Below are 19823 nucleotides of genomic sequence, written 5' to 3'. Positions count from 1 at the left end.
ATCATTACTCTAAAAACCTATTTATAAATAATGTACTTAATACTCCTGCAAGGTTTTTTCAGAACCTTGTAGGTATCTTTTCTTCGGTATTTATACCTACAAGGTTCTGAAAAAACTTGCAGGATATACAATGAAAAACAAATTATTAAATAATCGAAATCAGGTTGTTTGGTAAAATCAAAAAAAAATTAAAATTCACAATTATGTCACATTCAACTACAGCAACAATCGAAACTCAGGGGCAAGATATAGCCCACACTAAGAAGAAAATTATAGGTGGATTAATCAAGAAAAAAACACTTAAAAAAGCGTCACGCTATATTTTAGAAAAAGCAAAATCGATCCTATTTGCTTGTATTGGATTGACCATTTTTTGTGGATTTTGGAGTCTATTGAGTTATTATACCAAAGAGGCGCTTCCTGGGCCAACAGCAACCTTAACCGTATTATTCGAAATGTTAAGCGACCCTTTTTATGATTATGGCCCAAATGACAAAGGAATTGGTTTGCAATTGTTTGTCTCCATCAAAACCGTTTTATCGGGATTTTTATTGGGTTCTTTGTTTGCAATTCCTTTTGGAATTTTGATTGGTGCCAGTTCAATTTTCAAAAAAATATTTTACCCTATCGTTCAGTTCTTAAAACCGGTTTCGCCTTTGGCATGGTTTCCTATTGGTTTGGTGGTTTTCAAAGACACAGGGATGGCGACTATATTCATCGTGTTTATCACTTCTTTGTGGTCTACTTTAATCAACACTTCTTTTGGGGTGAGTACCATTCCGCAAGATCATAAAAATGTAGCCAAGGCATTTGGGTTTTCAAAATGGAGATACTTGACCAAGGTTGTTTTTCCGTACACTTTGCCACACATCATCACAGGATTGCGATTGAGTATCAGTGTGGCTTGGTTGGTTATTGTTGCTGGCGAAATGTTATCGGGTGGAGCAGGAATTGGATTTTTTGTTTGGGACAGCTGGAATGCATTGAGTTTGGAAAAAGTGATTTCGGCCATCATCATCATCGGCTTTGTCGGAATTATTTTTGATGGATTTTTTACAATGATTGAAAATAAAGTGTCTTATAAAGCGTAAAAAAGACTCTAAGATACTGAGACGCTATGTTTCTAAGATTTAGCAACTTCAGTAACTCAACATCTTAAAAAAACAGAATGCTGATTTTTAGCCCCGATAGCAGTGGAAATCCTTGTGGGCTGGGGTTCAGCCCGCAAGATTGCAACGAATAGCGGGAGGACACATGTTAAAAAAACAAATGCTTCTGCTCCCCAAAAACGTAGAAACTTAAAAACTAAAAAAAATGAGCTATTTAGAAATAAAAGATTTGGAAATTTCTTTTCCAACTCCAAAAGGGAAATACATTGCAGTAAAAGATATTAACCTTTCGATCAAAAAAGGTGAAATCATATCCATCATCGGACATTCGGGCTGTGGAAAATCAACGATTATGAACGCGATAGGAGGGATGCTTACCCCAACGGGCGGATCGGTAGTATTAGACAATAAGAATATCAAAGGACCAGGACCGGATCGCGGAATTGTTTTCCAAAACTATTCGTTATTGCCTTGGTTGACGGTGGAAAACAATATTTTTCAAGCGGTGGATTCGGTTATGGATTGTTCCAAAGCCGAGAAACACGAGATTGTGATTCAGAACCTCAAAATGGTTAATCTGTTTCAACATAAAGACAAATTACCGGGACAACTTTCGGGAGGAATGAAACAAAGAGTGGCTATTGCGAGAGCTTTTGCCATCAATCCGGGAGTTTTATTGATGGACGAACCTTTTGGTGCATTGGATGCTTTAACCAAAGGCTCGATGCAACTCGAAGTTTTGAAATTGTGGAATCTAAATAACAGAGAGAAAACCATCGTGATGATTACGCATGATATCGAAGAAGCGCTGTTCTTATCAGACCGAATTGTGGTTTTGCACAATGGCCCAGCTTCTACAATTAGAGAAATTGTTGAGGTTCATTTACCAAGACCCAGAAATAAAATTGAAATTGTAAAAACTCCAGAGTATATTGAGTTGCGAGACCATTTATTGCATTTATTGACGGACCATTTTTCTATTGAAGATATGGGAGTTTCTTATAAAAATTAGTTAAGTTAATTTGTAAAATTCTACTACAATACAAACCGTTTTTAATTTTAAACATATAAGTCATATAAATTATAAAAGAAAGAGTTAATCAAATTACGCGTAAAAGAGAATATAAGTTATAAGGTTCCTAAATAAGGTGAAGCAACTTTACTTAAATGAGCTTTTGATTTTACTTTATCGTAATCAAATTAAAAACTTAAATGACTTATATGTTTTAAAATGTATTAGACTAAATAATGTTGTTTGTAGAATTAAATAAAAAATCCCAAACTCCTTATATAAATAGTGGAATTTGGAATTTAAGATTTAGGAATTTTTTATAAAAAATTCTTATTTCGTTTCTTCTTCTTTTTTGTCAGCTGTCTGATCGTCTTTGGCGGCGTTTTTAAATTCTTTAATTCCGCTTCCTAAACCTTTCATTAATTCTGGAATTTTTTTTCCTCCAAAAAGTAATAATACAACTCCAACTATAACAAGGATTTCTGTAAGACCTAATCTTCCCATGATTGAATATTTAATGCCGTAGCAAATTTGTAATAAATCTAATGTGCAAATGTATATAGAATAACTTAATAGCCACTCATTTTGACTGATTTATTTGCTTTTGATAGCGTTAAATATTTGATAAAATAGTTAGGCTAAGAATGCAACTACTTAAAACAGGCTAGTGTTGGCAACGCTTTTAATTATTATATTTGTGACTTAAACACATCTCATGCCTACTAATCGATTAAAAAGAAAGAATTTTTTTGACAGATTATTAATCAAAAACCGATTAATAATTTTGAATGAGGATACTTTTGAAGAAATTTTTTCGTTCAAGTTGAACATTATGAGTGTTTTTGTTTCGCTTTCATTGGGAGCTATTTTCTTAATTTCAATTACAACCGTATTGATTGCTTTTACACCATTAAGAGAATTTATACCAGGATATTCTTCTTCTAAATTAAAAAGAGACGCGACCGTTTTAGCATTAAAATCAGACTCCCTTTCTTCAGCGCTAAAAAAAAACGAGCTCTATATCAAATCGATTCAAAAAGTATTGAATGGAGATTTAGAATATGCCAAATTCAATAAAGACTCCATACTTTCTAGCAATGACAATACATCAGAGCCAGTAGATTTGTCTCCTTCTACAAAAGAAAATGAATTGAGAGAAAGAGTGAATAAGGAAGAAAAATTAGATGCCAAATCTCAAAAAGGAGATTCTAAAAAGAAAGCGAGATAACATCAAAAGCGATTTCAAACATAAAAAGCACAAATAAAATTTAAAAATAAAGCCCAATAGAATGTCACTAAAATCGGTTGCAGCAAAATTATTTGCACAAAAAATATATAAAAAGACACAGGTTTGGGCCAATTCTCCTGTTGAAACCCAAAAGGCAGTTTTCTTAAACTTGATAAAAGAAGCAAAGCAAACTCAATTTGGAAAAGACCATCATTTTGATGAAATTAAGAATTTTGAAGATTTTACAAAGCAAGTTCCTGTTCGTGATTATGAAGCCTTAAAACCATATGTGGATCGAGTGGTAAAAGGGGAGGAGAACGTACTTTGGAAAGGAAAACCACTCTATTTTGCCAAAACTTCGGGTACAACTTCGGGTGCTAAATACATTCCGCTAACCAAAGAATCGATGCCATATCATATTGAAGCGGCTCGAAATGCGATTTTACTTTATATACACGAAACCAAAAATGCCGATTTTGTAAATGGCAAAATGATATTCCTGCAGGGAAGCCCAATTCTTGAAGAAAAATACGGAATAAAACTAGGTCGTTTGTCTGGAATTGTAGCGCATTTTGTTCCAAAATATTTGCAAAAAAATCGGCTGCCATCTTGGGAAACCAATTGTATTGAAGATTGGGAAACCAAAGTCAATGCGATTGTCGGCGAAACGATTGACCAAGATATGACGGTGATTTCAGGAATTCCATCTTGGGTGCAAATGTATTTTGAAAAATTGCAGCAAAGAAGTAAAAAACCAGTCGGAGAAATTTTCAAAAACTTCAATTTGTTTATTTATGGAGGGGTTAATTATGAACCGTACAGAGCCAAATTCGAAAATTTAATTGGTAGAAAAGTAGACAGTATTGAATTATTTCCAGCTTCCGAAGGATTTTTTGCCTATCAAGATTCCCAAAAAGAAAAAGGAATGTTACTGTTATTGAATGCCGGGATTTTTTATGAATTTATAAAAAGCGAAGACTTTTATGCCGAAAACCCAAAACGTTATACGATAGGAGAAGTAGAGTTGGGGGTTAATTATGTTTTAATTATTTCTACCAATGCAGGACTTTGGGGATACAATATTGGTGATACCGTTCAGTTTACATCATTGAAACCCTATCGCGTTATTGTTTCGGGACGCATCAAACATTATATTTCTGCCTTTGGCGAACATGTCATTGGGAAAGAAGTCGAATGTGCGTTGCAGGAAGCTATGAAAGGGACAACCATAAGAGTGAATGAATTTACTGTGGCACCACAAATTACGCCTACCGAAGGATTGCCGTATCACGAATGGTTTGTCGAATTTGAGAATGAACCCGATGACAGCGACACTTTTGCGGAAGCACTAGACAATGCCATGCGCAAACAAAACATTTATTATGATGATTTGATTGTGGGACATGTTTTAAAAAAATTAGTAGTAACCAAAGTTGCCAAAAACGGTTTTCAAAACTACATGAAATCGATTGGAAAATTGGGCGGTCAGAATAAAATACCAAGATTATCGAATGACAGGAATATTGTTGATTTATTGGCGTTATAAAGCATAAAATATTTTGATTTTAAAAAGGGAATAAAAGAGTTACAATACTATAACATTAACTAAAAGAACAAAATCCCTACATTTGAGAATTATAAAGTTATAAAAAAATGAAAGAGACTAAAAATATATCCAGATCCAGAGCACAAGAATCATCGGCGGCTATTGAAAAAATGTACATCACGATGCGCCATCTTTTCAATAGAGGATTTTACAAACCCATGGGAATTTCTGGTGATACTTTAAGAGAAGCATTATTGGCTTTAAGACCCGAAATTTATGGAAATATAGCCGAAGAGAAAGTCGAATTAAACGGACTTTTATATGTTATAGAACGTCTTCCTGTAGGAATCGAAGAGTGCCGTTTTATTAATTTAACATCGGATGAAGGCTATTCCAAATCGCACTTCAAAGCAATTGTTCCTCCAAAAAGACGTCGCAATTGTTACCGAATTGACGAAGAACAAATGAATGTGGAAATCACTCGAGGGCGATCAGACATTTATGATATTTTGACGCATTTGACCTTTATTTTCATCGAATCACATAAAATAAGAAATAGAGTTTTATTAGACGATGCAGGGGAAGTTTCCCGTGATTGGACAAAACTGGAAGCAGCGGTATTTCAACAAAAAAAACTGACTTTGGTCGAAAAAGAAAAAGCCATTTCGCATGCGGCTAATATTCTGGGAAGAACTTTTGAGGAAGTTTTGGATATTTATGATTCTTTTGGAAATGAAGCGGCACCAGATCGGTTTTTGCATGTTATTTATTGGTTGGGGAAACTAGCCATAGAAGAAGTTATTGACAGTAATAAAAGAACGATTACGTTCAGTCCAATTCTACGGGAGCGTTTGGGACACCATATTCACGGTGAAGTTTGGGCGACCAACATTAAGGAAGTCTTGAAAGAAAACCAACTCTTGGATAGACCCATTCACGTGATTAGTGCCAATATGCACTCAGTGATGAATTCTATTTTTGCCACTCCTATTTTGAAAACAAAATTCAAGGACAAGTCTGATTTTTTTATTTACGAAGAATTGAGTAAATCGGGAGCCAATGAGCTTCGCAATCAAGTAGAAGCTGTAGCACTGAAACAAGGAATGATTTTCTTGCCAGATACTTCAGGAACCAATATAGACGTTCAAATTTTTGACACAGCCAAAATAGATTGGCCCAAAACTTCTTTTCCAAAGGCCGATTTAGGAGAGCAAAAACCAGTGCTTATTGTGATGGATTATGCTTTTGGTGAACAAGCTTATGAAACAATAGACGAGTTGTTAAAACCTTATAAAAAAGAAATCTTACTCAATGTAAAATCGGTTTCGATTATGGGGAAAGCAGGAATCCTTGAAGGGGGAAAAGGAGATATTATGATTCCGAATGCCCATATTAATGAAGGAACCGCGGATAATTATTTCTTTGAAAACGAATTAACGGCTGACATGTTTGATGGCAATGACATTGCTGTTTTTGCTGGACCAATGGTTACCGTTCTGGGAACGTCTTTGCAAAACAGAGATTTATTAAAGTTTTTTCATGAATCAACTTGGGGCGTTATTGGTCTGGAAATGGAAGGTTCCTATTATCAAAAAGCCATTCAATCGGCTTCAAAAATCAGAAAAAGTGTCCCTCAAGATATAAAGGTACGATATGCCTATTACGCTTCGGATAACCCATTAGAAACAGGAAGTACATTGGCTTCAGGTGGTTTGGGAACTACTGGAGTGAAACCTACCTATCTGATTACCATTAAAATTTTGGAACAAATTTTCAATATAAAATAAATTAAGAAATGAGTACAAAAGTACCCCAAAATAAAGAGGACCAAGAAATTGATTTGCTTCAAATTCCTCAAAAAATAAGCGATTTTTTTGGATCTGTAAGTACATCGATTTTTAAAGGGATCCAATTTTTTGTTCGAAACAAGGTTTTAGTTTTGGCTTTGATTCTTGTTGGTTTTGGAATGGGCTGGTATTTGGATTCGAATAAGAAGATATTTGATAATCAAATCATTGTAACACCAAATTTTGAAAGTGTTGATTATTTGTACTCAAAAATTGATTTATTACAATCAAAAATTGCTTATGGAGACACTCTTTTTCTTAAAAATGTTGTTGGAATCAAGAAGCCAAAAGCAATTAAAAAAATTGCAATTAAACCAATTGCAGATGTTTATGGTTTTGTGGAAAACAAAGAACAAAATTTCGAATTATTAAAACTAATTGCAGAAGACGGAGATATAAACAAAGTTTTGATAGACAATGTAACGAGTAAAAATTACACCTATCACACCATTTCATTTACAACAAATGAATTAACAGATGAAGAAAATGTCGTTCAGCCAATATTAAATTACTTGAATAATTCGAAGTATTTTAGTACTGTTCAAAAAATTGGACTAAAGAATTTAGACCAAGAAATTGCTCAAAATGACACCATTATAAAGCAAATAAATGATGTTTTAGCTAGTTTTACAAGCAATAAGAAAAGTGTTCAAAAAGACGGAAAATTGGTTTATTATAATGAAAATACTCAGTTAAACGACCTTATTAAAACTAAACAATATTTAATAGGTGAACAAGGCAAAAACAGGGTTAAATTAGTTAGATATGATAAAACTATAAAACAAATAAACACTGTATTAAACCTAAAAAAAACGAATTTTATCAGTGGTAATTTAAGTCTGATTCTGCCCCTTTTATTTGTATTATTGTTTGTTGCATCGCATTCTTTTTTAGCATTTTACAAAAAGCAATCATTAATAACGGAGTCAAAGAAAGAATAGAATGTATGCTTGAAAACAGTACTGATATTGTATGGTTTATTTGCGTGAAATCGTTTTTAAATTTAGTAACCAATGTTTAAAAACAGACTCATAGAGACACTAGTTTCAAATAAAAGGCATATCAATTCTTCCTTTTTTTTGTTTTTTATCAATCTTTTAAATTTTGTATTTCCACTTTTAATTTCTCCAAGGATCATTCAAAAATGTGGGCTTGAAGGTTTTGGTATTGTTATATTATTTCAGTCTATTGCAATTTTTGTCTCTTCTATAACTGAATATGGTTTTAATATCAATGCCACAAGGGACGTAACTTTAAATCAAGACCATCCAGATTTTATAAACAAACACTTTTTTACAGTTACATACTGCAAAACTATTTTGTTAGGGATTGCTATTTTACTCTCTATTCTTATTTATTTCTTTTTTCCAAAAGCAAATGATTATAGTTTTATATATTTTACATCTTTGTTTATTTTAATCGGTAGGACTTTCAATCCGCTTTGGGTTTTGAGATCGTTACATAAATTGAAATACATTTTTTATTTTTTCATTTTCTTCAAAATAATAAGTCTTTTGGTGATTTATCTTTTTCTTGAAAGTGGAGCTAATTTATATCTTGTTAATTTAACCATAGGATCAATGGATTTATTAACTTGTATATTTTCTATTTTGGTATTGATGAATAGAATGAAATGGAAGTATTATAAACCAGATTTTAAAGCCATAAAAAATGAAATAGTAACTGGTTTTGGGATTTTTGTTCAAGTAATTTCGATTAATGCCAATGCTTATCTTAACCCAATGATTTTGGGATTGTTTGTAAATGAATATGCACTGGGAATCTATTGTGTTGTCGAAAAAGTGATATTAGTAGTACGGTTTTGCGGGTCATTTATAATTCAGAGTCTTTTCCCTAAAGCTTGCGAAATGGCTGGAAAAAATCATCAGGATTATAAGGTTTTTGCTCGAAAATTATTTATTTTTTTAGTAATAAGCATGCTAATAGCAGCAATGTTGTTAGTAGTTTTCTCAAATTTAATAGTTTCCTATTTCGTAAAAATGAATATAGCTGAATGTAGTGCCTTTTTGGTTTATAACTCACTGATTCCTTTTGTAGTTGCTTTTAATATGGTTCCTTATCTTACATTTATGGTGTATAGCAAACAAAAAGCCGTTACAAAAATCATTATTTTATCGGTTTTTATTAATGTTATATTGAATACAATTTTGTCTAAACAATTTGGAATATTTGGAATTTCTGCGGGAATTTATATTACAGAATTATTTGTTTCGATATCTTTATGGGCTGTTTTAATTTTTAAATTCCCAAATCTTAATTTTTTAAAGAATGAAAAATAAGCTTAACATTGGCTGCGGAAATGATATAAAAGAAGGATTTGTTAATTTAGATATTACTCAATTACCTGGTGTAGATGTCGTTTGCGATATTGAAAATAGTTTGCTTCCTTTTGAAAATGAAACATTTGAATATATAATGTGTATAGACGTTTTGGAGCATGTGGATTATCCTAAGGTTTTAAAAGAAATTCACCGGGTTTTAAAACCAGAAGGTATTGTTGAAATCAGAGTTCCACATTTTACATCAAGTAATAATTATATAGATCCTACGCACAAAAGAATGTTTTCGTTTCGAACTTTTGATTTTTTTGTAAATAATACAAGGTATAACAGAAATTATTATTTTGATTTTCAGTTTAGCGAATTACTGTTTTCCAAAATTACATTCATGAACAAGAATCCATTAAATTGGCCTTTTCTTATTTGGGTAAATGCAAATAAAACAACCCAAAAAATATATGAGGAAACCCTTTTGAGAAGTATTGCACCTGCCTATAATGTTGAGGTAAAACTCAAAAAATAGATCAAATAATATGATTAGGAATTTATAAATCAATTTCAATAAGTGAAAATAAAGACACAGCATCTTACAATGATATTGATTGTTTGTTTGATTACATTTTGTATTCAAACAGCAGATATTAAATTCGGCTTTATCAAAGTTTCAGAACTTATTTTATTGCTCTTTTTGCCTTTTTTGATAAAAAAATCCATTAATAAATTCATTTTTTATTTTTTGATATTCTTTACTATAGAAGCGGTATTAGGGTTAATACTAACAGCAACACATGAATTCGACATTCTTGGATCCTCAAGGTTTAAAGCTCCTTATGTGATAACCATTGGGCGTTATATTGAATTAGTATCTTGTTTGATTTTAGGTATAATTACTTTTAGATTATTTCAAAAGCAGTATGCAAATTCTAGAATTATTGTTGATTATCTAGTTAATTGGAATATTGCAATCACAATTGTTTTTGCTGTAATTTATGTTTTGGTTTTTTCGCGGATATTACCTCTTCATAGTTCAATAGTAGTATATGAAAACTATCGGTTAAGGGGGTTTTATAATGAGGGAGGTCCATACGGATTAATGCTTTCATTTATTTTTATGTTAACTTTTTTCCAGCCAAAAAGCAGCAAAAGAATTCTAAAACAAATTTTTCTGTTTTTTATAATTGCATTCTGTGCAAGGTCTAAGGCTGGTGTTTTATTAATTGTTGTGTGGATTGGAATGTTGAATTTTGATTACCTGAAAAATAAATTCAAAGTTCTGGCTTTTCCGGTAATTGTTTTGTTTTTGATAGGGTTTTACTATTTATTTATCAATATTAGTTCAATGTACATTACAGAATTAAATCGAGTAAAACTTTCAGTTGTTGAGCGTCCTACAGATATTAATTTAATTTTGGGTCGTGTTTCGGGTACATACATTGTGCCTAATATGGTCAAAGAAAACCCAGTATTTGGGATTGGTCTTGGGAATTATCCTTTATTGAGAAATAATGCAGAGTACCGTGCTTTTTTTCCAAAGCCACCAAAAGAAGTTCTTAATATAGACGCACACGGTTTTGGAGGATTGGTAGATATTATTGTAGAAATGGGGATTATTGGGTTTATATTATTTGCTTCAATTATTTATCAATTACACAAAGAATTAAAAAAATTAAATAGAGGATATATTTTATTGACAGGTTTTCTATTGCTATTTTGTTTTGGAGTACAAATTTATTTTTTATACCCTTGGGCATTTTTAGGAATCATTTTGGCATACCAAAACAACTATATAGATGAAATTAGTAATTGATATCCGTTTAATAAATGCCTCGGGAATCGGTACCTATTTAAAGAATATAGTACCGGGTATTTTAGACATTTTTGACCAAGTTATAGTGCTAGGTAATACAAAAGAAATAAGCAGATTTCATTGGAATAATCGAGTTGAAATCATTGAATTCAACGCCAAAATTTATTCTTTGAAAGAGCAAATACTTTATCCAATTGTAGTTCCTAAATGCGACATTTTTTGGGCACCACATTTTAATGTACCATTATTACCAATCAAAGCACAAAAAATTGTGACAACAATTCATGATCTAAATCATTTGGCAGGTGTATCTCCTATTTCTATGGTGAAGAAAAAATATGCCGAACTTTTATTTCAAAATGCAGTAAAAAAAGCCAATTTAATTTTTACAGTTTCTGAATTTTCAAAAAAGGAACTCCTAAAATACACGTCGGTATTTCCAAACAAAATAAAGGTAGTCTATTGTGGAGTTAATAAGTATTTTTTTCAAAACACAATAAATGATACCGATTTAAAATTGCCTTCAAACTATATTTTGTATGTTGGAAACGTAAAACCACATAAAAATTTAATGATCCTATTAAAAGCCTATTGCTTATTATCGAAAGAATTAAAATCTAAATACCAACTGGTGATTATTGGCAAAAAAGAAGGTTTTATCACACGAGATAAACAGATTGATAATTACATAAAGAGTCATAATTTACAACACCAAATTACTTTTACAGGATATATAGATGATTTAGATTTGCCAAAGATTTATCAAGAGGCTTCATTATTTGTTTTTCCTTCTTTGTATGAAGGTTTTGGGCTTCCTATTTTAGAGGCATTGGCTGCAGGAACCATGGTAATAAGTTCAAATGCATCCAGTTTGCCAGAAATAGGAGGAGAAGCGGTTATTTATTTTGACCCAAATGATCATACAGAATTGATTCAAAAAATAACGAAATATCTTGAAAAAGGAACTGATAATTCATTTTTAAGAAGTCAGAGCGAAATCCAATTGGGAAAATTTACTTGGGAAAAAGCGATCGAAAATCATATACAAGGATTCAAAATAATAGAATGAAACAGTACATTATAAATCAAAACCGTAAGATTACTTACTTTTTCTTGATTGCATTATCTTTTTTCCCAGTTTTGCCAACAGGAGTAGAAAGTGTCTTGATGATTGCTGCATTTTTGTTTTCACTTTCCTATTTTAGCATTGAAGGAAAGAAATTTTGGAATAGAAAGAAGACTTTATATAGTTTACTTTTTTCAAGTTTATTTCTTATTTATGCATTTTCATTATTTTATACCCAAAATATAGGTAATGGTATAAAGTACATAATTAGACTTTTGCCAACCATTTTATTTCCTGCCATTTTTTTGTTTAATGACAAAGAGATAATTAACAATAAGCAGTTGGAGTTTATAAAATCGATGTATATCATGGCTTTAATTTTGGCTTTGGTTTATTTGAATTTCACTTTATATGATTGCCTTTATAAGAGCGAAATTCAGTTTTGGGACTTTAGGCAGCTGATTGAAAAAAAGATAAAAGTTCACGGAACTTATTTGTCGATGTGGATTGGTTTTGGAGTTATTCTTCTTTTTTTTAAATTTAAAAAAGAGGTCTTTAATAGAAAAAATCTTTTGGTTTATATTGCCATGCTAGCCATTATTAGTTATTTCATATATTGGCAATATCTCATAGGATCCAGAATGCCTTTTGGTGCAACACTTTTGATATCTTCTATTTTGATGTTTAAAAACAGAAAGCAAATGTTTGTTTTTAGTATGTTTTTTATCGTTTTAGGATTCGTTATAATTTTAAAAACAGATAGACTAGGAGATCGTTTTCAAAAATTGTCTCAATATAATTTTTCTTTTCCAGAAGGCAAATACGAAGATAATTATCCTAATATAAGTACAGAACAAATTAGAAATGGAATCTATTATTGCAGTTTCGAAAAAATAAAACAGCAACCAATTTTAGGGTATGGAGTTGGCGATGTTGATGCAGAGTTGCAGTCCTGTTATGACAATACATTTACAAATACGGATACTTATAAAGTGACAAGATACAATTCGCACAATCAGTTTTTAAAAATTATTTTATCTGCAGGTTTTGTTGGATTGGTTTTGTTTTTAATTTCAATTTTATGCTTGATTAAAAATGCTATTGAACATAAATTAGTACTTTATATCAGTTTTATTTCCTTTGTTTTTCTTAATTTTTCCTTTGAAAACATATTAAGCAGACACGATGGTGTACTTTTTTTTGCTTTTTTTAGCGCCCTATTTTTTTTTACAAATACACAACAAAATGAAAAAAGCATTAATTAACGATTGGTATTATGTAAATGGTGGAGCCGAGAAAGTGATTCATTCGTTGAATCATATTTGGGATGATTTTGATCATTATGCTTTAATTGATTTCCTGAACGAAACCGATAGGGATTTTATTTTAAAAGGGAAAAAAGCTAAAACCAGTTTTATTCAAAATTTACCCACCGCCAAGTCCAATCACCGAAAGTTTTTGCAACTTTTCCCGTGCGCCATTGAACAATTTGACTTAAGCGAGTATGATTTAATACTGAGTTCTTCTTCATCAATTGCGAAAGGTGTTCGAACCCGTAAAAACCAGTTGCATATTTGTTACTGTCATTCTCCTATGCGGTACGCTTGGGATCTACAAGAACAATATCTACAGGATTCAGGTCTAAATAAAGGATTAAAAGGAATTTATGCCAAATATGTTTTAAATAATATTAGAAAATGGGATGTAACAAATTCAGAGAATGTCACTTATTTTATTGCCAATTCAAAAAACATTGCCCAAAAAATAAAAAAAATATACAACCGTGAATCAACTGTAATTTATCCTCCTGTTGATGTTGATTTTTTTACATTAGAAGAAAACAAAAAGGAGTATTATTTTACAGCATCCAGAATGGTTTCGTACAAAAAAACGCTCTTAATTGTTGAAGCTTTTAATGAATTACCACATCTGAAATTGGTAGTTGCAGGTTCTGGTCCTGATTATGATGCAATAAAAAAAATAGCCAAAAGCAATATTATACTTATTGGTCATATTGATAAATTAGAATTAAAAAAACAGATGCAAGAAGCAAAAGCATTTGTTTTTGCAGCCGAAGAAGATTTTGGAATTGTACCTGTAGAAGCTCAGGCTTGTGGAACTCCCGTTATTGCTTTTGGAAAAGGAGGAGCACTTGAAACTGTAATTGAAGGTAAAACAGGCGTTTTTTTTAAAGAACAAACAGCCCAAAGTTTAAAAGAAGCCATACTGAATTTTGAAACCTTAAAATTCAATCCAAAAGAAATACGGGAACACGCTTTGCAATTTTCAAAAGAAAGATTTGAAAGCGAAATTAAAGCTTTCGTAACAAAAAAACACAAAGAACATCAAAGTTTATATGCAGATAGTTTATAATAAAATTTTTCTTTTAAGATGAATTGCATATCTCATTCTCACTATATTTGCTGTCTATAATTATTTTCATGAAATCGCCATGACAGTTTTTGTCGCAAACACAAATGAAGATTTGGCGATTCCATATTCCAACTAAAACAATATTATCTTCTTATGAAAAGAATACTCATCACCGGAGCAGCAGGATTTTTAGGATCTCATTTATGTGATCGTTTTATCAAAGAAGGTTATCATGTTATAGGAATGGACAATCTAATTACAGGTGATTTAAAAAATATTGAACATTTGTTCAAACTAGAACATTTTGAATTTTATCATCACGATATCACAAAGTTTGTACATGTTCCAGGCGAGTTAGATTATATCCTGCATTTTGCTTCGCCGGCAAGTCCAATTGATTATCTCAAAATTCCAATTCAAACCTTGAAAGTAGGCTCATTGGGTACACATAATTTATTAGGTTTGGCAAGAGTCAAAAAAGCAAGAATTCTTATAGCTTCTACTTCTGAGGTATATGGTGATCCATTAGTTCATCCTCAAACCGAAGATTATTACGGAAACGTAAATACCATTGGACCAAGAGGAGTGTATGATGAAGCCAAACGCTTTCAAGAATCTATCACTATGGCTTATCATACTTTTCATGGAGTAGAAACTAGAATTGTTCGAATTTTCAATACTTACGGACCTCGTATGCGACTCAATGACGGTCGAGTTATTCCCGCTTTTATAGGACAAGCCATTCGTGGAGAAGATTTAACAATTTTTGGAGATGGCATGCAAACGCGATCTTTTTGTTATGTCAATGATCAAGTTGAAGGGATCTTCAGATTGTTACATTCGGATTATGTTTATCCTGTAAATATTGGTAATCCTGATGAAATTACGATCAAAGATTTTGCAGAGGAAATCATAAAACTAACAGGAACCAATCAAAAAGTAGTTTATTATCCGTTGCCTATAAATGACCCTTTGCAACGTCAACCTGATATTACCAAAGCAAAAGAATTATTGGGATGGGAAGCCACAGTAAATCGTGCCGAAGGAATGAAAATCACCTACGATTATTTCAAGTCATTATCCAAAGAAGAATTATCCAAAGAAGAACATAAAGATTTTTCTAAGTATATCAATTAGTGATTTGACTATGATTCAAATAGTTCAAATTAGATTGGAGAATGACGATACATATTCCATACAAAGTAAATAGTATCTTCAAATGAAAACTAAAACAGGAAGATATTCCGGTTACATTAGGCCTTTTTCACGCTTATTAGATTTGGTTATAATCAATTTCTTCGCAGCGTATTTTTCGGGTATTCCTGTTTTTCAAGATTTTTATGCTCTTTTTATCAGTACTGCTTGGTTTATTATTGCTGCCAATTTAGGGTTTTATGAAGTGTACCGTTATACCAAAGTTATTGCTATCTTGAATTGCACTTTGAAGCAAGCCATTGTTTTTTTAGTTTGGTGTTTTGCTCTAGCTTATTTTTATCCCGATAGATATAGTTTGTATTCAATTTTAGAATTCACATTTCTTTCGGTAATTATGATTCTTGTTTTTAAACTGTTTATCTACTTTTTTCTTAAAAAATACCGAATAATTTTTGGTGGTAATTTTAGAAGAGTTGTACTTATCGGTAAAAATAAAAGCATTTTACCATTAAAACATTTTTTCGAGGAAAATCCAGATTATGGCTATAAATTGATAAAGGTGTTTGATCTGGATTTAAACAAATCCGAACTACTTCAAGAGTGTTTTTCTTTTGTTTTAGAGCATAAAATAGATGAACTTTATTGCTCACAGGTTGATTTATCATTTAAGCAAATAGAAGAATTTGTGTTTTTTGCCGATAATAATTTAAAAACACTAAAGTTTATTCCAGATCAAAAGCAATTATTAGCATTAAACACCACTTTTGAATATTATGATTATATTCCTGTAATATCACAAAGAACAATTTCCCTAGATGAGTCCTTACATTATAATATCAAACGTGCTTTTGATATTGTTTTTTCAACTGTAATAATTGTATGTATATTATCATGGTTGATTCCTGTTTTGGCAATTATTATTCGAATGGATTCAAAAGGCCCTCTTTTTTTTATGCAAAAGAGGAACGGTTTAAATAATAAGGAATTCAATTGTTTCAAGTTTCGGTCTATGGAAATAAATGAATTGGCAGATATTGAACAAGTTTCCAAAAACGATTCAAGAATAACGAAGGTGGGTAAATTTATACGTAAAACAAGTATCGATGAATTGCCTCAATTTTTCAATGTTTTGTTGGGAGACATGTCAGTAGTAGGTCCTAGACCACACATGGTTAGTCACACGAATATGTATGCGGAACGGATTGATAAATTCATGGTGCGTCATTTTATAAAACCAGGAATAACGGGTTTAGCCCAAACAAAAGGATTTCGTGGAGAAATCGAAACGGACAAAGACATTATAAATAGAGTACGATATGATATTTTTTATATCGAAAAATGGTCTTTATTATTGGATTTAAAAATCATCTTCAATACCATTTACAATACTTTAAAAGGTGATAAAAAAGCATATTAGTATGGAAACAGCTTTAGTATCCATTATTACTCCTTCGTTCAACTCAGAGAAATTCATAGCTGAAACGATTCAATCCGTGCAAAATCAAACCTACCAAAACTGGGAAATGATCATAGTTGATGATTCTTCAACAGACCAGACTATTTCTGTTATTGAACAATTTGTTAAAAATGATATTAGAATTCGTCTTTTTCAATTGGATAAAAATTCAGGTGCTGGAATTGCTAGAGAAAAAGCATTGTCTATTGCAAATGGGGATTATATTTCGTTTTTGGATGCAGATGACCTTTGGAAACCACAAAAACTTCAAAAACAACTTCAGTTTTTAAAAGAAAACAAAGTACCTTTTACATTTTCTTTCTACGAATGTATTGATGAAAAAGGAAATGCATTAAATAGAATAGTTGAAGCTCCAAGAAATCTGACCTATCATCAATTGTTTTTTTGTAATTATGTTGGTAATCTTACGGGAATTTATGAAGTTAATTTTTTTGGAAAAATTGCTATTTCTGCAACCCGAAAACGACAGGATTGGATGGTCTGGCTTACGATTCTAAAAAAAATTAGAAAAGCTAAACCCGTTCCCGAAAGTTTGGCTTTTTATCGCATTAGAGATAATTCACTCTCTGCTTCAAAGGTCGATTTATTGAAACATAATTTTGCAGTTTACCGAAACTTTCACGGGTTTAGTTATATTTCTTCTTTATTTATTATGATTGGATTTTTAATCACTCAATTACTAATAAAACCGCGTTATATAAAGTAGATTTAGGAGATTATTTTTTATATCCAATTTTAATTCTTTCGCCTTCATTTTCTTTTTTCTCAGTCAATTCATCCAAATAGGAGAAAACCAACTCGATATTTTTATCATGATTTTCTAGTTTTTTTTGAATTTGAAGGATGTCAATTTTAATTTCAGTAGTATCCAATAACATTTGCCTCACTTTAGTAAAAATGCGCATGATTTGGATATTGGTCTGAATCGCTTTATCGCTTTTCAATACACTAGACAACATCAATACCCCGTGTTCAGTGAATGCTATCGGTACATAACGCAAACCCATCTTGTCCGAATTGGAGGTCGCAAATTGCGACCTCCAATTTTCGAACTCTAATTTAGTAAGCTCAAACATAAAATCTCCTGGAAATCTAGAGATATTGCGTTTGACTTGCTCTTTTAATCTTTTGGTTTCAATCCCATAGAGTTGTGCCAAATCACGATCAAGCATGACTTTTTGATTGCGGATAAAATAAATTTTGTTTGAAATGGTTTCTTCTGAAAGCAAAGACAGTTCACTCATCGTTTGTCAATTTTAACGGCCAATATACGATTTTATTTACATTACAAAAAAGAGGAAAATTGTTTTAATTTTCCGCGTTTACTTCTTTCCAAGGTTTTTTTACGAATAAAAGTAAAGTATAGATTCGGTTCCAAGTACAAAGCTACGGCCTGATTTATTTTTTCGATTTGTTCTGCATTCAATTCAAAATCACTTACATATTCTACTTCAAATTGGTCAATCTTAGTTTGTTTAATGATGAACTCTTTTACATTTCCATCGTCTTCAATGATACTTTTGGTTACATAATAAAATGTTAATCCAGGTGATTTTTTACCACTGGGTAAAATAGCCACATCATTGGTTCTTCCAATTAATTGTTTAAGAATAGGTTTTTTTAAAGTGCTTTTTTCATCCAATATGCCAATGTCACCAATATCGTATCGAATAAAAGGATGCGCTTTGTTAAAGAGGGAAGTAATTACAATCCGACCCGAAGTTCCGTTTGGAACCGCCTGATTATTTTCATCCAAAATCTCCACAAACAATGTTTCCGAGTTGGCTTGCCATTCATCCTCTAGATTTTGAAAAGCAATTAAATCCAATTCTGAAGCGCCATATTCATTGACAATAGGAATGCCAAATTGTTTTTCCAAAAGCAGTTTGTCTTCTTCAAAAAGCATTTCGGAGGTGACCATACATACTTTTAAAGTGGGACAAATTGCTGCTAAAAAGATATCTTTTTTCTGTAAAAATTTAGCAAACAAAACAATCGATGAGGTGTAACCATTTATATAATCGAATTTCTTAGTTTTAAAATGTCTCAAAAAAACCTCCAAAACTTCATCAGATAAATCGAATATGGAAAATCGATACCGATGACTCAAATAATCCTTGAATCTTTCTTTTTGGTTTCCAATAAAATGCATCGGAATACCATAAAATCGCGCTTGATAAGAAGTGTTAAAATCAATTCCATACCAGCCAAAACGATACATATTGGATGCCCAAGTTAGTGCATGACAATATTTGTCTTTGGCAAAAACAAAAGGATGTCCGCTGGACCCCGATGTTTTATTGAGATACACGGATTTTTCCGTAAAACCCAATGAAAGTCTTTCTTTCAAAGGCTTCTGTAAGTTTTTCTTATTTAAAATGGGTAAATCAGACCAATTTGCAAAAGAGTCAGAACCGACCAATTCTTTATAAAACGAATTATTGTTAAGGTGAAAATGGACAATTTCCGCTTTTTTTTGTTCGATAAAACGACTATAGTTTTCCTCAGGAATGGCAAGAATATTTTGCAATTCAGCTTTGGCTTCCTGCATAGGAAAACCGTTTATTAGGAGTGTTAGGTCGAATAGTTTGAACATCTACGCCACTTTTTGATTATCAAAAGGCTTGATACCTTGAATTTCTTCCCCTTTGTTTTCTTGTTCTTCCTCTATATCATAATCGTCTTGTAGTCCAAGCCAAAATTTAGGGGAGTTTCCAAAATATTGACTCAAACGCATTGCTGTATCTGCTGTAATTCTCCGGTTTCCTTTAGTAATTTCTGAAATTCTAGTTTGCGGAATTTTCAATTCTTTAGACAGCCGATATGGAGTTATGTCTAAAGGAATAAGAAATTCTTCAAGTAAAATTTCTCCCGGATGTATATTTTTTAATTTTTCCATTTCA

At 31.6% G+C, this 19823-nt stretch carries 19 protein-coding genes; 15 read left to right on the top strand and 4 right to left on the bottom strand.

Annotated features, from left to right (window positions below):
• Positions 1–203: 203 nt before the first annotated feature.
• Both ntrB and OZP06_RS07560 read left to right on the top strand, forming a co-directional pair.
• Positions 204–1091 carry a nitrate ABC transporter permease gene (ntrB, locus tag OZP06_RS07565; RefSeq protein WP_269224338.1) on the top strand — a complete coding sequence of 296 codons (888 nt, stop codon included), beginning with the start codon at positions 204–206 and terminating at the stop codon, positions 1089–1091.
• 223 nt (positions 1092–1314) lie between these two features.
• On the top strand, positions 1315–2121 hold the full coding sequence (locus OZP06_RS07560; RefSeq protein ID WP_269224337.1) for an ABC transporter ATP-binding protein: 807 nt from the start codon (positions 1315–1317) through the stop codon (positions 2119–2121).
• A 330-nt stretch (positions 2122–2451) separates the two neighbouring features.
• Here OZP06_RS07560 and tatA read toward each other — a convergent pair whose 3' ends face one another.
• Complete coding sequence (gene tatA / locus OZP06_RS07555; protein ID WP_281324434.1) at positions 2452–2625, bottom strand: twin-arginine translocase TatA/TatE family subunit; 174 nt, start codon at positions 2623–2625, stop codon at positions 2452–2454.
• 211 nt (positions 2626–2836) lie between these two features.
• On the opposite strand from tatA, the gene OZP06_RS07550 reads away from it, so the two are divergent.
• The 13 genes from OZP06_RS07550 (at position 2837) to OZP06_RS07490 (ending at position 17626) form a co-directional block, all read left to right on the top strand.
• Positions 2837–3349, top strand: coding sequence for a peptidase (locus OZP06_RS07550; protein ID WP_281324433.1), 513 nt, complete (start codon positions 2837–2839; stop codon positions 3347–3349).
• 61 nt (positions 3350–3410) lie between these two features.
• Positions 3411–4895 carry a GH3 auxin-responsive promoter family protein gene (locus OZP06_RS07545; RefSeq protein WP_269224336.1) on the top strand — a complete coding sequence of 495 codons (1485 nt, stop codon included), beginning with the start codon at positions 3411–3413 and terminating at the stop codon, positions 4893–4895.
• A gap of 107 nt (positions 4896–5002) precedes the next feature.
• Positions 5003–6682, top strand: a complete 1680-nt coding sequence (locus OZP06_RS07540) for a hypothetical protein (protein WP_269224335.1) — start codon at positions 5003–5005, stop codon at positions 6680–6682.
• Positions 6683–6690: 8 nt separating this feature from the next.
• Positions 6691–7683, top strand: coding sequence for a hypothetical protein (locus OZP06_RS07535; RefSeq protein ID WP_281324432.1), 993 nt, complete (start codon positions 6691–6693; stop codon positions 7681–7683).
• Between the two features lie 72 nt (positions 7684–7755).
• On the top strand, positions 7756–9042 hold the full coding sequence (locus OZP06_RS07530) for an oligosaccharide flippase family protein (protein WP_269224333.1): 1287 nt from the start codon (positions 7756–7758) through the stop codon (positions 9040–9042).
• A complete protein-coding gene (locus OZP06_RS07525; protein WP_269224332.1) occupies positions 9032–9565 on the top strand; it encodes a class I SAM-dependent methyltransferase in 534 nt (177 codons plus the stop codon). The genes OZP06_RS07530 and OZP06_RS07525 overlap by 11 nt, the downstream gene beginning before the upstream one ends.
• Before the next feature lie 213 nt (positions 9566–9778).
• On the top strand, positions 9779–10849 hold the full coding sequence (locus OZP06_RS07520) for an O-antigen ligase family protein (RefSeq protein ID WP_269224331.1): 1071 nt from the start codon (positions 9779–9781) through the stop codon (positions 10847–10849).
• Positions 10833–11918 (top strand): glycosyltransferase family 1 protein, encoded by a 1086-nt coding sequence (locus OZP06_RS07515; protein ID WP_269224330.1) that lies wholly within the window; start codon positions 10833–10835, stop codon positions 11916–11918. Before OZP06_RS07520 ends, OZP06_RS07515 begins: the two co-directional genes overlap by 17 nt.
• Positions 11915–13180: an O-antigen ligase family protein gene (locus tag OZP06_RS07510; protein ID WP_281324431.1), complete on the top strand. Its 1266-nt coding sequence runs from the start codon at positions 11915–11917 to the stop codon at positions 13178–13180. The genes OZP06_RS07515 and OZP06_RS07510 overlap by 4 nt, the downstream gene beginning before the upstream one ends.
• Positions 13161–14288, top strand: coding sequence for a glycosyltransferase (locus OZP06_RS07505; RefSeq protein WP_281324430.1), 1128 nt, complete (start codon positions 13161–13163; stop codon positions 14286–14288). The genes OZP06_RS07510 and OZP06_RS07505 overlap by 20 nt, the downstream gene beginning before the upstream one ends.
• A 153-nt stretch (positions 14289–14441) precedes the next feature.
• Complete coding sequence (locus tag OZP06_RS07500; protein ID WP_269224325.1) at positions 14442–15425, top strand: UDP-glucuronic acid decarboxylase family protein; 984 nt, start codon at positions 14442–14444, stop codon at positions 15423–15425.
• A gap of 82 nt (positions 15426–15507) precedes the next feature.
• A complete protein-coding gene (locus OZP06_RS07495; protein WP_281238420.1) occupies positions 15508–16860 on the top strand; it encodes an exopolysaccharide biosynthesis polyprenyl glycosylphosphotransferase in 1353 nt (450 codons plus the stop codon).
• A gap of 1 nt (position 16861) precedes the next feature.
• Positions 16862–17626, top strand: coding sequence for a glycosyltransferase family 2 protein (locus OZP06_RS07490; protein WP_281324429.1), 765 nt, complete (start codon positions 16862–16864; stop codon positions 17624–17626).
• Positions 17627–17636: 10 nt separating this feature from the next.
• Here OZP06_RS07490 and OZP06_RS07485 read toward each other — a convergent pair whose 3' ends face one another.
• Genes OZP06_RS07485 through OZP06_RS07475 form a run of 3 tightly spaced genes read right to left on the bottom strand, consistent with a single transcriptional unit; the run spans position 17637 to position 19819 of the window.
• A complete protein-coding gene (locus OZP06_RS07485; protein ID WP_269224324.1) occupies positions 17637–18164 on the bottom strand; it encodes an ORF6N domain-containing protein in 528 nt (175 codons plus the stop codon).
• A gap of 41 nt (positions 18165–18205) precedes the next feature.
• Positions 18206–19516 carry a phenylacetate--CoA ligase family protein gene (locus OZP06_RS07480; RefSeq protein ID WP_269224323.1) on the bottom strand — a complete coding sequence of 437 codons (1311 nt, stop codon included), beginning with the start codon at positions 19514–19516 and terminating at the stop codon, positions 18206–18208.
• A complete protein-coding gene (locus OZP06_RS07475) occupies positions 19517–19819 on the bottom strand; it encodes a HigA family addiction module antitoxin (protein WP_269224322.1) in 303 nt (100 codons plus the stop codon).
• Positions 19820–19823 lie beyond the last annotated feature (4 nt).

The sequence above is a fragment of the Flavobacterium sp. IMCC34518 genome, from assembly GCF_027111095.2.
GTDB lineage: Bacteria > Bacteroidota > Bacteroidia > Flavobacteriales > Flavobacteriaceae > Flavobacterium > Flavobacterium praedii.
The sequence above is the reverse complement of the archived record's forward strand: the minus strand, read 5'-3'. Positions and strand labels throughout refer to the sequence as shown.

Bases quoted from the DNA above. Each gene is read 5' to 3' on its own strand.
- ntrB (WP_269224338.1), top strand. From the start codon at position 204: ATGTCACATTCAACTACAGCAACAATCGAAACTCAGGGGCAAGATATA.
- OZP06_RS07560 (WP_269224337.1), top strand. From the start codon at position 1,315: ATGAGCTATTTAGAAATAAAAGATTTGGAAATTTCTTTTCCAACTCCA.
- tatA (WP_281324434.1), bottom strand. From the start codon at position 2,625: ATGGGAAGATTAGGTCTTACAGAAATCCTTGTTATAGTTGGAGTTGTA.
- OZP06_RS07550 (WP_281324433.1), top strand. From the start codon at position 2,837: ATGCCTACTAATCGATTAAAAAGAAAGAATTTTTTTGACAGATTATTA.
- OZP06_RS07545 (WP_269224336.1), top strand. From the start codon at position 3,411: ATGTCACTAAAATCGGTTGCAGCAAAATTATTTGCACAAAAAATATAT.
- OZP06_RS07540 (WP_269224335.1), top strand. From the start codon at position 5,003: ATGAAAGAGACTAAAAATATATCCAGATCCAGAGCACAAGAATCATCG.
- OZP06_RS07535 (WP_281324432.1), top strand. From the start codon at position 6,691: ATGAGTACAAAAGTACCCCAAAATAAAGAGGACCAAGAAATTGATTTG.
- OZP06_RS07530 (WP_269224333.1), top strand. From the start codon at position 7,756: ATGTTTAAAAACAGACTCATAGAGACACTAGTTTCAAATAAAAGGCAT.
- OZP06_RS07525 (WP_269224332.1), top strand. From the start codon at position 9,032: ATGAAAAATAAGCTTAACATTGGCTGCGGAAATGATATAAAAGAAGGA.
- OZP06_RS07515 (WP_269224330.1), top strand. From the start codon at position 10,833: ATGAAATTAGTAATTGATATCCGTTTAATAAATGCCTCGGGAATCGGT.
- OZP06_RS07510 (WP_281324431.1), top strand. From the start codon at position 11,915: ATGAAACAGTACATTATAAATCAAAACCGTAAGATTACTTACTTTTTC.
- OZP06_RS07505 (WP_281324430.1), top strand. From the start codon at position 13,161: ATGAAAAAAGCATTAATTAACGATTGGTATTATGTAAATGGTGGAGCC.
- OZP06_RS07500 (WP_269224325.1), top strand. From the start codon at position 14,442: ATGAAAAGAATACTCATCACCGGAGCAGCAGGATTTTTAGGATCTCAT.
- OZP06_RS07495 (WP_281238420.1), top strand. From the start codon at position 15,508: ATGAAAACTAAAACAGGAAGATATTCCGGTTACATTAGGCCTTTTTCA.
- OZP06_RS07490 (WP_281324429.1), top strand. From the start codon at position 16,862: ATGGAAACAGCTTTAGTATCCATTATTACTCCTTCGTTCAACTCAGAG.
- OZP06_RS07485 (WP_269224324.1), bottom strand. From the start codon at position 18,164: ATGAGTGAACTGTCTTTGCTTTCAGAAGAAACCATTTCAAACAAAATT.
- OZP06_RS07480 (WP_269224323.1), bottom strand. From the start codon at position 19,516: ATGTTCAAACTATTCGACCTAACACTCCTAATAAACGGTTTTCCTATG.
- OZP06_RS07475 (WP_269224322.1), bottom strand. From the start codon at position 19,819: ATGGAAAAATTAAAAAATATACATCCGGGAGAAATTTTACTTGAAGAA.